The organism is Mesorhizobium temperatum, from assembly GCF_002284575.1.
Taxonomy (GTDB): Bacteria; Pseudomonadota; Alphaproteobacteria; order Rhizobiales; family Rhizobiaceae; genus Mesorhizobium; species Mesorhizobium temperatum.
Genome location: NZ_NPKJ01000048.1, coordinates 91,817 through 103,479, shown reverse-complemented (window position 1 = coordinate 103,479; position 11,663 = coordinate 91,817). Strand labels below are relative to the sequence as shown.

The following is an 11,663-nucleotide window of genomic DNA, read 5'->3' as shown; positions in this document are numbered from 1 at the left end:
CCTTGGGAGGAGAATAATCGCAATGCCGTGGCATATGGCGCAGGTTGTAAAAGATAACATCGAGCACGCTACCGGCGACCCCACCCGGCCGCTTCGCGGCCACCCTCCCCTCGAGGGGAGCGTTGGTGCGGGAGAAATAGCATGACCAACCCCGCCGAAATCCTCGGCCTCCCCAAACCCGCCTGGGCGGCGGACGAGGTCGGCATGCTCTACGACATGGCGCACCGCTTCATGTCGGAGGAGATCGCGCCGCGCTATGACGAGTTCGAGAAGAACGAGATGGTCGACCGCGAGTGCTGGCTGAAGGCAGGTGCGGCCGGTCTGCTCTGTGCCTCGATGCCGGAGGAATATGGCGGTTCGGGCGGGACATTCGCGCATGAGAGCGCCATCATCGAGGCGATCGGCCATGTCGGCGTCGATGGTTTCGGCATCGGCCTGCATAATTCGATCGTCGCCCCTTACATCCTCCACTACGGCTCGGAGGAGCAGAAGAAGAAATGGCTGCCGAAACTGGCGACCGGCGAGTTGATCGGCGCCATCGCCATGACCGAGCCCGGCGCCGGCTCCGACCTGCAGGGCGTCAAGACGCGAGCCGAGAAGGATGGCAACCAGTATAAGGTCAACGGCTCGAAGACCTTCATCACCAACGGCCAGCTCGCCAATTTCATCATAATCGTCACCAAGACCGATCCGGAGAAGGGCGCCAAGGGCACTTCGCTGATCGTCGTCGAGACCGACGAGGTGGAAGGATTCGAGCGCGGCCGCAACCTCGACAAGATCGGGCTCAAGGCCAACGACACGTCGGAACTGTTCTTCAACGATATGCGCGTGCCGACCTCCAATCTGCTCGGCCACGAGGAAGGCCAGGGCTTCGTCCAGCTGATGCAGCAATTGCCGCAGGAGCGGCTGCAGATCGGCACCGGCGCCATCGCCATGATCGAGCGGGCGCTGGCGCTGACCATCGACTACGTCAAGGAGCGCAAGGCCTTCGGCAAGGCGATTATCGATTTCCAGAACACCCAGTTCAAGCTGGCCGAACTGAAGACCGAGGCGACCATCGGCCGGGTCTTCTACAATGACTGCGTCGCCCGCCATATCAATGGTGGTCTCGACCCGGTGACGGCCTCGATGGCCAAATACTGGCTGTCCGACCTGCAGGGAAAAGTCGTCGACGAGTGCCTTCAATTGCATGGCGGCTATGGCTACATGAATGAGTATCCGATCGCCCGCATGTTCCGCGACGCCCGCGTCCAGCGCATCTACGGCGGCACCAACGAGATCATGAAATTGCTCATTGGACGGAGCCTTTAGGAGGTCGCATGTCGAAGCATTTGGCCGAGCTGCGTTGGAAACCGGGTCCAGGGGACGATTTCCTGTCCGGCCGCTATTCTCGGGTCCATGAATTTCATTTTGATGGCGGCGCCGTCGTCTCCGCTTCCGCATCGCCGACGGTCGTGCCAGCACCTTTTAGCGACGCAAAGAACGTTGATCCGGAAGAACTGTTCGTCGCCTCGCTTTCTTCTTGCCACATGCTCTGGTTCTTGGACTTTGCAAAACGTGCCAAGCTCAATGTTCGATCTTATCACGATGAAGCCGAAGGCCTGATGGCCAAGAATGCTGAAGGGCGCACGGCCATCACACATGTCACCCTTCGCCCGCTCGTCGAATGCGACGCGGACGTAGCTATGATCGAGAGCATTCACCACAAGGCGCACGACGCCTGTTTCATCGCCAATTCGGTGCGGACCGAAGTGGTGGTCGAACCCCGATTCTAGATCACAGGAGATCACCAATGGCCGAAGCTTATGTCTATGACGCCGTGCGCACGCCGCGCGGCAGGGGCAAGAAGGATGGCTCGCTGCACGAGGTGCCGGCAGTACGGCTCGGCGCCAAGGTGCTCGAGGCGATCCGCGACCGCAATGGGCTGGATACCGGCACCGTCGACGACATCATCTTCGGTTGCGTCGACCCGGTCGGCGAGGCGGGGTCTGTCATTCCGCGCGCCGCCGCCTTCGAGGCGGGCTACGACACGAAAGCGCCCGGCATGCAGATCTCGCGCTTCTGCGCCTCGGGGCTGGACGCCATCAATTTCGGTGCAGCCAAGATCGCGCAAGGCGCCGATGAGATTGTCATCGCCGGCGGTGTCGAATCGATGTCGCGCGTCGGCATGGGCGCATCCGGCGGCGCCTGGTTCATGGACCCCTCGGTTGGCCTGCCGGGCTGGTTCGTGCCGCAAGGCATCTCGGCCGATCTGATCGCCACGAAATACGGCTTTTCGCGCGACGACGTCGACGCCTATGCGGTCGAGAGCCAGAAGCGTGCTGCGAAAGCCTGGGGCGAGGGCCGCTTCAAGAATTCGGTGATCTCGATCAAGGATCAGAATGGCCTGACCATCCTCGACCACGATGAGCACATGCGGCCTGCGACCGATATGCAGTCGCTGGCGGCACTCAACCCGTCGTTCGTCATGCCCGGCGAAATGGGCGGCTTCGATGCCGTCGCGGTGCAGAAGCATCCCGAGGTGGAAGAGGTCAACCACGTCCACCACGCCGGCAATTCGTCCGGCATCGTCGACGGCGCGGCGGCCGTTCTGCTCGGCTCGAAGAAGGCCGGAAAGGCGATCGGCCTGAAGCCGCGCGCGCGCATCCGTGCATTCGCCAATATCGGCTCGGAACCGGTGCTGATGCTGACCGGTCCGGTAGACGTGACCGAGAAGCTGCTGAAGCGCGCCAGGATGAAGCTGTCGGACATCGATCTGTTCGAACTCAACGAGGCTTTCGCCTCGGTGGTGCTGCGCTACATGCAGGCTTTCGATATTTCGCATGACAGGATCAACGTCAATGGCGGCGCCATCGCCATGGGCCATCCGCTCGGCGCCACGGGCGCGATGATCTTCGGCACGGTGCTGGACGAACTGGAGCGCCGGAACCTGAATACCGCGCTGGTGACGCTTTGCATCGGCGCAGGCATGGGCACCGCAACGATCATCGAACGCGTCTGACGGGAGAGAGACCGATGAGCTACACCAATTTCACCCTCGACATTGACGCCGATGGCATCGCGCTGATCACCTGGGATATGCCCGACCGGTCGATGAACGTTTTCACCGAAGAGGCGATGCTGGAGCTGAATTCCATCGTCGACAAGGTGGCGAGCGATGCAGCAATCAAAGGCGCGGTCATCACCTCCGGTAAGGATACGTTTTCCGGCGGTGCAGACATCACCATGCTGCAGAAGATGCTGTCGAAGTTCGCAGCCGCCAAAGCCAAGGACCTGGACAAGGCGACCAAGATGCTGTTCGAAAATGCCGGTTATATGACCGGCCTGTTTCGCAAGCTGGAAACCTCGGGCAAGCCGTGGGTATCGGCGATCAACGGCACCTGCATGGGCGGCGCGTTCGAACTGTCGCTCGCTTGCCATGGCCGTGTCGCGGCTGATTCCGACAAGGTCAAGATGGCGCTCCCCGAAGTGAAGATCGGCATCTTCCCGGGTGCCGGCGGCACCCAGCGCGTGCCGCGGCTGACCGACCAGCAGCAGGCGCTGCAGATGCTGACCTCCGGCCAGACGCTGTCACCGCAGAAGGCCAAGTCGATGGGCCTGATCCACGAGATCGCCGAGCCTGCGAAGCTGGTCGAGACCGCCAAGGCAATGATCAAAAATGGCTTAAAGCCGGTGGCGCCGTGGGACGAGAAGGGCTTCAAGCTGCCCGGCGGCCCGATCTATTCGGTGGCCGGCGCCAATCTGTGGCCACCGGCAATCGCCATCCTGCGTCACGAGACCTATGGCAACTATCCGGCTGCCGCCGCCATCTTGAAATGCGTCTATGAAGGCCTGCTGGTGCCGTTCGACACCGCCTTGCGCATCGAGCAGCGTTATTTCACCGAGATCATGCAGACCAGGGAAGCGGCGGCGATGATCCGCTCGCTGTTCGTGTCGTTGCAGGAACTGAACAAGGGTGCACGCCGCCCGGCCGGCGTGCCGGAAACCAAGTTCAAGAAGATCGGCGTGCTCGGCGCCGGTTTCATGGGCGCCGGCATCGCCTATGTTACGGCCAAGGCCGGCATTCCGGTGGTGCTGCTCGACCGCGACACGGAAGCTGCCGCCAAGGGCAAGGCGCATTCGGACAGCCTGATCTCGGATCAGGTCAGGAAGGGCCGCGCCAAGCCGGAGGACAAGGACAGGCTGCTGTCGCTGATCACGCCGACGGCCGACTATGCCGACCTCGCAGGCTGCGACCTGGTGGTCGAGGCGGTGTTCGAGGATTCGGGCGTCAAGAAGGACGCCACCGAAAAGGCGGAGGCCATGCTGAAGCCGGCGGCGGTCTTCGCGTCGAATACGTCCACCATCCCGATCACGTCGCTGGCGAAGAATTCGGCGCGGCCGAAGAATTTCATCGGCATCCATTTCTTCTCGCCGGTCGACAAGATGATGCTGGTCGAGATCATTTTGGGCAAGAAGACGGGCGACAAGGCGCTGGCCACCGCGATCGACTTCGTCCGCGCCATCAAGAAGACGCCGATCGTCGTCAACGACACGCGCGGCTTCTACGTCAACCGCTGCGTGCTGCGCTATATGTCGGAAGCCTACAAGATGCTCATCGAGGGCGTTCCGGCGCCGATGATCGAGAATGCGGCGAAGGCCGCCGGCATGCCGGTCGGTCCTTTGGCGCTCACGGACGAAACGGCGATCGACCTCGCGCAGAAGATCATGAAGCAGACCATGCGCGATCTCGGCGAAAGCGCGGTCGACCCGAAGCAGATGGCGCTGATCAACACGCTGGTCGATACTCATGGCCGCTTTGGCCGCAAGAACGGCAAGGGTTTTTACGACTATCCGCAAAAGCCTGCGAAGAAGAAGTTGTGGCCGGGCCTGAAGGATTTCTATCCGCAGTTGGCGCCTGAAAAGGTCGACTATGAGGAACTGAAGCAGCGGCTCCTGGTCACCATTGCATTGGAGGCGGCCCGGGTGATGGAGGAGGGCATTGTCACCGATCCGCGCGAAGCCGATGTCGGCTCGATCCTCGCCTTCGGCTTCGCGCCCTTTACCGGCGGCGTGCTGTCCTACATCGACGGCATCGGCGCAAAGAAATTCGTCAAGATCGCCAAGGGTCTGCAGAAGAAGTACGGCGCCGAGTTCAAGGCGCCGAAGCTCCTGCTCGACATGGCGGAGAAGGGCGAGACTTTCTACGAACGCTTCGATCCCTATGCCAGGAGAGAGGCCAAGAAGGCGGCGTGACGCCGCCTTCTTGGTGGACAAGATCGCGGCCACCGGTTAGAACAGAGAAGGTATTTTTTCCTGTTCTGAAGGAGAGCAAAAGTGCTCTCGCATGACCGCGTATGGGCCGCCATCGATGCTCTCGCCGAGCGCTATTCGCTCTCGGCCTCGGGGCTGGCGAAGCGCGCGGGCCTCGATTCTACCGCCTTCAACAAGTCGAAGCGGTTGTCCTCGGACGGGCGGCCGCGCTGGCCATCGACCGAGTCGCTGGCCAAGATCATCGAGGCGACGGGCGCCTCGCTCGACGAATTCACGGGACTGGTCGAAGGCCGGGGCAAGCCCGTTCCCGGATCCCTGCCCGCACAGAGGTCTTCGGTGCCGCTGCTCGGCTTCGCCCAGGCCGGCGCCGGCGGCTTCTTCGACGATGCCGGCTTTCCCGCTGGGCAGGGCTGGGACCTGATCGAGCTACCGGCCCGGGCGACCGAAACCTCCTATGCGCTGCAGGTCCAGGGCGATTCCATGCTGCCGCTCTACCGCAACGGCGACGTGCTGATCGTCGAGCCGGGCGCTGCCACCCGCAAGGGCGACCGGGTCGTCGTCAAGACCAATGCCGGTGAGGTGATGGCCAAGGTGCTGGACCGTCAGACGGCGAAGTCGATCATGCTGGTCTCGCTCAATCCTGATCACCCGGACCGCGACATCCCCATGCGCGATGTTGACTGGGTGGCGCGGATTGTCTGGGCAAGCCAGTAAGGCCGCCGGTGCGCCCGCTTCATGCCGCCGCTGCGGTGTTGACGATCCTAGCGATGGGGGCCGCGATCGCCGCCGGTGGCCGCGCCGTGCTGCATAGCGAACACGGTCGCGTCGCAGCTCAGGCGCAGGCCGGCATGGCGGCGCAATCCGAAGTGCCTGCCGCCGCCGCGATTCCTCAGCCCAAGGTGGCAAGGCCGGAGGTGCATTCCAGGGCCATCGATCCTGAGGTCGTCGCGCCGCCGCAGCTTCAGCCCGAAGAGCTTGAACGGGTCGAGCCGCGCGCGCCGCTGAGTGACCTGGCGCTGGCCAGACCGCCCAAACCGCCGAAATTGAAAATGCCCGACGACTGGAACGGGACAAAACTGTTCCAGCCGGTTGCGCCGGCCGCCGGTGTGATCGAGGCCAAGGGCTACTCGGTCGCGATTTCGGGTATCGACATCGTCAGGGAAGACGAGACTTGCGCCGACGGCGGCAAGTCCTGGACGTGTGGCAGCCGGGCGCGAACGGCGTTCCGTGCTTTCCTGCGCGGCCGGGCGGTGGTTTGCGCGGTGCCGCCCGAAGGCGGCCGCGACCTGATCGCCGCTGAATGCCGCGTTGGCAACCAGGATGTCGGTCAGTGGTTGATCGAAAACGGCTGGGCGCGCGCAGCCAAGGGTGGCCCTTACGTCGAGGCCGGCGAGAAGGCGCGTACGGCGAGGAAGGGCATTTTCGGGCCGGCGCCCAGTCTCTCCGGCCTGCCTCCGGCACCAGCCCCTGTCGCGGCAGCGCAGCCGACGCAGCCGATTCTCGATCCGTCGGCGACGGCTACGCCGCCAACCGAGACGACGGCTACGCCGCCAGCTGACCAGCCAGCGCCTTCTGAATGAGCGCGCGCGTTTCTGCGATGCCGTAGAGCGCGGCGAAGGAACCGAAGCGCGGGCCGCGCTCCTGTCCGATCAGCACCTGGTAGATCATCTGGAAGAAGGCGACGGAGACGCCCGGTCCGCCTTCCGGGCTCTGCTTCGAATGGTCCTGATAGCGTTCGATCTTGCGCGCAACGTTGAGGGCGGCATTCTGGATCACCTCGCCATCGGCATCTGGCGGCAACGCGGCGAGCGCCTCGGAGAGTTTCGTCAGCGCCTCGCGCTCGACCGCGTCGGCGGCCCGGTACACCTTGGCCGGCTTCACGAAATCGTCGAAATAGCGGATCGCATACTCGGCCAGCCGGTCGAGCTCGGGATGGGTCTTCGGCGTCACGCCTGATGTGTGGCGCGAAATGAACCCCCACAGCACGTCCTTGTTCTGGGCGTTCGAGGCACTGACCAGATTGAGCAGCAGCGCGAACGACACCGGCAGGTCGATGACAGGCGGGTTACCGTCATGCATATGCCAGACGGGGTTTCCCAGCCGCTCCTTCCACTCCTGCCGGCGATAGGCGGACAGAAAGGCGTAATACTCGTCCACCGCCTTCGGAATGACGTCGAAATAGAGCTTCTTGGCCTGCCGCGGCCGCTGGTACATGTAGAGCTCGAGGCTTTCGGTCGGCGCGTAGGTCAGCCACTCGTCTATGGTCAGTCCGTTGCCCTTCGACTTCGAAATCTTCTGGCCGTTCTCGTCCAGGAACAGCTCATAGACGAAATGCTCGGGCGCGCGCCCGCCCAGGATATTGCAGATACGGTCGTAGATCACCGCATTCGTCTGGTGGTCTTTGCCGAACATTTCGAAATCGACGCCGAGCGCCGCCCAGCGCATGCCGAAATCCGGCTTCCACTGCAACTTCACCCTGCCGCCGGTTATGGGCAGCGTGGTTTCGGTGCCGTCATCATCGAAGGTGATAGTGCCGGCCTTGGCGTCGACATGCTTCATGGGGACGTAAAGCACGCGGCCGCTCTTGGGGGAAATCGGCAAGAACGGGCTGTAGGTCGCCTGACGCTCCTCTCCGAGCGTCGGCAGCATCACGTCCATAATTTTGTCAAAACGTTCGGCAGCACGCAGCAGGACTTCGTCGAAACGGCCAGCCTTGTAGTATTCCGTCGCGCTGGCGAACTCGTAGTCGAAGCCGAACGTGTCCAGGAAACGGCAAAGCATTGCGTTGTTGTGGTCTGCGAAGCTCGCATAGTCGCCGCCGAAAGGATTGGGGACGGATGAGAGCGGCTTGTGCAGGTGCGGCTCGAGTGCGGCGCGATCGGGGACGCTGTCCGGAATCTTGCGCATGCCGTCCATGTCGTCGGAAAAGCACAATATCTTGGTCTTGACCGTGTCCCGGGTGAGGACGCGGAAGGCGTGGCGCACCATCGAGGTGCGTGCGACCTCGCCGAAAGTACCGATGTGCGGCAGCCCCGACGGACCGTAGCCGGTCTCAAACAGGACGGTCTCGGGAAAGTCAGTGCCTTTGTAGCGCTCGACGATCTTCCTGGCTTCCTCGAACGGCCACGCCTTGCTTTCGGCCGCTGCCGCAGGCACCTCGGGATTGAGATCGATGATTTTTGATCCCGCCATGTCACTGTTTTCCAAGTTATTCGCCGGCATCGCCGCAAAAGGGGCCGGAAGAGGTTTTTTCAACCGGTCTCTAGGCGTGCCTGCCGTGGGCGTCAACGATCGCGGCTCTTTTTCCTTGCGGCCTCAGTGCCGCGTTCCTAACTTCGGAGCCCGTTTGAGGAGTTTTTAAATGTCGTTGCCGCCGCATGAAGCCCTGATCTATCTGATGGTCATCACCTCCGCGTCCGATCGCGACATGACCGATGTCGAACTGGCGCGGATCGGCGACGTCGTCCGCTCATGGCCGGTGTTCGAGGATTTCGACCACGACCGGCTGGTCGGCGTCGCCCAGGACTGCCAAAGGATGCTGCACGAAAAGGACGGGCTGGAAGGCGTTTTGGCGCGGGTCGCTGAAGCACTGCCCGAACGCCTGCTTGATACCGCCTATGCCGCAGCCTTCGAGGTTGCGGCCGTCGACCTCGAAATGCGCTTGGAAGAGGTGAGGGTGCTGCAGCTTATCCGTCGCCAACTCGATCTCGACACGCTCACCGTCGCCGCCATCGCCCGCGCCGCCAAGGCCCGCCTGCGCACGTTGACTTGATCCGGGCCCTGAAGGGTCAGAAGAAGCTGACCGGACCGGATCAGAAAAAACTGACCGGACCGGATCAGAAAAAACTGACCGGGAAATAGCGCAAATAAAATTCGGCGAAGATGCCTTTCACTGAGATCTCCTGCAGCGCGTAGTTGAATGCCGCGGCCAGCGCCGGATCGTTGGCCCTGGTGGCGATGGCCATGCCCGAGCCCAGATATTCTGGCGCCAGATAGGGGCCGCCGGCGAAGCGGCAGCATGCTGCGGCATCCGAACCGCCCAGCCAGAAGGCGAAGCGCATGCCGTCGCCGAAGGCGGCGTCGACCTTGCCGGCCTTGAGATCATTATAGAGTTCTTCCGGCCGGTCGAAGGGTACGACCTGAACGGTGCCGAAATAATCGCGCAGCATGCGCTCATGCGCGGAGCCGGCCACCACGCCGACGCGTTTGCCGCGCAGCCTGTCGAAAATCGGTTCCGCGAGCGCCTTTGTCTTCGGCATGATGAAGCGTGCCGGAAACTGCAGGTAGGAACGCGAGAAGGCGTACTTCGACCGCGACTCCGGCGTGGCGGCGATGCCGGCAATGATCGCTTCGCCCTCGCCCTTCTGCAGCGCCCCTTCGAGCTCGGCCCAGGGCAGCGCCTGGATCTGGCATTTTTCCGCGATGCCGAGTTCGGCGCAGATGGCGCGCGCCAGATCGACGTGGAAGCCGGACAGGCGGCCCGCCCCGTCGAGGAAGTTGAACGGCGGGAAATCGGTGGTAGTCAGGAATCTCAGACGCGGCAGCGCGGAAAGGTCAGGCTTCGGCAGCCGCTCTTTGGCATCCCACAGCACCGGCACTTGCGGCTCCGCGGCACGCGCTGCCGTGAGCCACTGTGCCCCCGCCATTGCCAGCATCAAGACGGATATCCACCGAATTGCCACGATCGAGCCCCGCCCTGTCCTGTCCAATGTGGCTTTTGGTACGAAAATGACACAGGCACAACGGTTTTTGATTTCATCACGCCGATTTAGGGTTATGCTTCAGCGAGCTTGCAAACATGTGTGGCGTCGGCTGGAGGGTAGCTGCAAGGCGCTGCAAACAGAGAGGAGCAGGTTTGTAATCCGGGGTCGATGGCAAAGTGCAGGTCAAGCACTGAACCGTTGATCTCAACGCGGAAGGCAACATGGGGTAGATGTTGCGATGGGCCACTTCGATCGTACACTGGAATTCATAGATCAGCTGCAGCACGCCAATACGGCGGCCGCAGTCTGCGAAAAGCTGCTTGGCATAACCTCGGAGTTCGGCCTGACGGCGCTGATGGCCGGAACGGTTCCGCAACCGGGCACGCCAAGAGGCCAACAAAAGGACCATGTGCTGCTTTGCGAGTGGCCGGGAGAATGGCTGGAGCGCTATGTGGCGCGCAACTATGTCGACCACGACCCCGTCGTCAGCCACATGAAGCAGCTTCAGGCGCCGTTCCAGTGGCGGGAGGCGTCCCAGAGCATCCGCATCGACAAGAGCAGCGGCGAAGTGATGGGCGACGCCGGCGAATTCAAGCTGCGCGACGGTTTGGCCTTCCCGCTGGTCACGCTCGATGGCCAGATCGTCATGGTGTCGCTCGGCGGCGAAGCCGTCGAATTGTCTGGCGCCGATTTCGGACTGGTGTCGCTGGCCGCGACCTATGCGATCGGCCGTGCCATGCAACTCCACACGATGGCGGCCCAGACCATCGACCACGTCGAACTGACGCCGCGTGAGCGCGAATGCATGCAATGGGCCGCCGTCGGCAAGTCCGAATGGGAGATTTCACAGATTCTCGGCATTTCGGAACACACGTCAGAGAAACACCTTCTTAACGCCAAAAGCAAACTCGGTGCCGTCAACCGGGTGCAGGCGGTCGCGGAAGCGATAAGGCGCGGCTATATTAGCTAGCTCGGCCGTGCCGGCCTAGAAATTCTTGCCTACGTGATCGCGTAATTTTCTCGGGACAGCCCGGCCGTATCTTCCTATTGAACCTAGGAGACGGCAGATGCTTTTTTCCCTTACCACACAGGAACTTATGGAACGTCCCGACCTTTGGGAGGCCGTTCATCGTTTGCGCTACAAGATTTTCGTCGAGGAGATGGGCTGGACCGACCTGCAGCGCCCCGATGGCCTTGAGATCGATCAGTTCGACCATGACGAGGCGGTGCATCAACTCGTCGTCCGCAATGGCGAGCTCGCCGGTTATCAGCGGATGTTGCCGACAACGCGGGCGCATCTTCTGACCGAGGTGCTGGCGGACCTTTATGAAGGGACGCCGCCGTCCGGCCCGAACGTTTGGGAACTGACCCGCTACGCGGTGGCGCCGGGCTTTCGTGACGGCAAGCGCGGCGTCTCGACGGTCGGCACCGAGCTCATTGCCGGCTTCGTCGAGTGGGGGCTGAAGCGGAACGTCAACCAGGTGATCATCGAGTTCGAGCCGATGTGGGTCCTGCGGGCGCTGCAGTTGCACTTCCTGGCGAAGCCGCTTGGCTACCAGCGCACCTATGGCAACCAGCAGGTCGTCGCCACACTGCTCACCTTCAACGAGCATACGCTTGAGGTGGTGCGTTCGCGTCGCAGTCATTTCGCGCCGGTGCTGGCCAGGGGATATCCCGACAGGCTCGGAATGAGGCAGGCCTCGTGAG

11 protein-coding genes are annotated in these 11,663 nt (G+C 62.5%); 9 read left to right on the top strand and 2 right to left on the bottom strand.

What is annotated here, in order from left to right:
* Window positions 1–141: 141 nt before the first annotated feature.
* The 6 genes from CIT26_RS16490 (at window position 142) to CIT26_RS16465 (ending at window position 6,833) form a co-directional block, all read left to right on the top strand.
* Window positions 142–1,311, top strand: a complete 1,170-nt coding sequence (locus CIT26_RS16490; RefSeq protein WP_095493557.1) for an acyl-CoA dehydrogenase family protein — start codon at window positions 142–144, stop codon at window positions 1,309–1,311.
* Window positions 1,312–1,319: 8 nt separating this feature from the next.
* Entirely contained in the window at window positions 1,320–1,775 is a 456-nt protein-coding gene (locus CIT26_RS16485) for an OsmC family protein (RefSeq protein ID WP_095493556.1), read from the top strand.
* Window positions 1,776–1,792: 17 nt separating this feature from the next.
* A complete protein-coding gene (locus tag CIT26_RS16480) occupies window positions 1,793–3,001 on the top strand; it encodes an acetyl-CoA C-acetyltransferase (protein ID WP_095493555.1) in 1,209 nt (402 codons plus the stop codon).
* 14 nt (window positions 3,002–3,015) lie between these two features.
* Entirely contained in the window at window positions 3,016–5,235 is a 2,220-nt protein-coding gene (locus CIT26_RS16475; protein WP_095493554.1) for a 3-hydroxyacyl-CoA dehydrogenase NAD-binding domain-containing protein, read from the top strand.
* 81 nt (window positions 5,236–5,316) lie between these two features.
* A complete protein-coding gene (locus CIT26_RS16470) occupies window positions 5,317–5,967 on the top strand; it encodes a S24 family peptidase (RefSeq protein ID WP_095493553.1) in 651 nt (216 codons plus the stop codon).
* A gap of 8 nt (window positions 5,968–5,975) precedes the next feature.
* The gene (locus tag CIT26_RS16465) at window positions 5,976–6,833 is read left to right on the top strand and encodes a thermonuclease family protein (protein WP_095493552.1); all 858 of its coding nucleotides are present in this window, start codon (window positions 5,976–5,978) and stop codon (window positions 6,831–6,833) included.
* Here the strand turns inward: CIT26_RS16465 and CIT26_RS16460 are convergent.
* Entirely contained in the window at window positions 6,796–8,445 is a 1,650-nt protein-coding gene (locus tag CIT26_RS16460; protein WP_095493551.1) for a lysine--tRNA ligase, read from the bottom strand. The two genes, CIT26_RS16465 and CIT26_RS16460, sit on opposite strands and share 38 nt — an antisense overlap.
* A 169-nt stretch (window positions 8,446–8,614) precedes the next feature.
* Between CIT26_RS16460 and CIT26_RS16455 the strand changes: the two genes are divergently transcribed.
* Window positions 8,615–9,025: a tellurite resistance TerB family protein gene (locus CIT26_RS16455; RefSeq protein ID WP_167391428.1), complete on the top strand. Its 411-nt coding sequence runs from the start codon at window positions 8,615–8,617 to the stop codon at window positions 9,023–9,025.
* A gap of 64 nt (window positions 9,026–9,089) precedes the next feature.
* On the opposite strand, the gene CIT26_RS16450 is transcribed toward CIT26_RS16455, so the two are convergent.
* Window positions 9,090–9,908 (bottom strand): ABC transporter substrate-binding protein, encoded by an 819-nt coding sequence (locus tag CIT26_RS16450; RefSeq protein WP_095493550.1) that lies wholly within the window; start codon window positions 9,906–9,908, stop codon window positions 9,090–9,092.
* 286 nt (window positions 9,909–10,194) lie between these two features.
* On the opposite strand from CIT26_RS16450, the gene CIT26_RS16445 reads away from it, so the two are divergent.
* Window positions 10,195–10,926 carry a helix-turn-helix transcriptional regulator gene (locus tag CIT26_RS16445; protein WP_095493549.1) on the top strand — a complete coding sequence of 244 codons (732 nt, stop codon included), beginning with the start codon at window positions 10,195–10,197 and terminating at the stop codon, window positions 10,924–10,926.
* A 97-nt stretch (window positions 10,927–11,023) separates the two neighbouring features.
* The gene (locus CIT26_RS16440) at window positions 11,024–11,662 is read left to right on the top strand and encodes an acyl-homoserine-lactone synthase (protein ID WP_095493548.1); all 639 of its coding nucleotides are present in this window, start codon (window positions 11,024–11,026) and stop codon (window positions 11,660–11,662) included.
* Window position 11,663 lies beyond the last annotated feature (1 nt).

Coding starts and splice junctions, on each gene's coding strand:
- CIT26_RS16490 (WP_095493557.1), top strand. CDS start 142: ATGACCAACCCCGCCGAAATCCTCGGCCTCCCCAAACCCGCCTGGGCG.
- CIT26_RS16460 (WP_095493551.1), bottom strand. CDS start 8,445: ATGGCGGGATCAAAAATCATCGATCTCAATCCCGAGGTGCCTGCGGCA.
- CIT26_RS16475 (WP_095493554.1), top strand. CDS start 3,016: ATGAGCTACACCAATTTCACCCTCGACATTGACGCCGATGGCATCGCG.
- CIT26_RS16480 (WP_095493555.1), top strand. CDS start 1,793: ATGGCCGAAGCTTATGTCTATGACGCCGTGCGCACGCCGCGCGGCAGG.
- CIT26_RS16450 (WP_095493550.1), bottom strand. CDS start 9,908: ATGCTGGCAATGGCGGGGGCACAGTGGCTCACGGCAGCGCGTGCCGCG.
- CIT26_RS16455 (WP_167391428.1), top strand. CDS start 8,615: ATGTCGTTGCCGCCGCATGAAGCCCTGATCTATCTGATGGTCATCACC.
- CIT26_RS16445 (WP_095493549.1), top strand. CDS start 10,195: ATGGGCCACTTCGATCGTACACTGGAATTCATAGATCAGCTGCAGCAC.
- CIT26_RS16440 (WP_095493548.1), top strand. CDS start 11,024: ATGCTTTTTTCCCTTACCACACAGGAACTTATGGAACGTCCCGACCTT.
- CIT26_RS16485 (WP_095493556.1), top strand. CDS start 1,320: ATGTCGAAGCATTTGGCCGAGCTGCGTTGGAAACCGGGTCCAGGGGAC.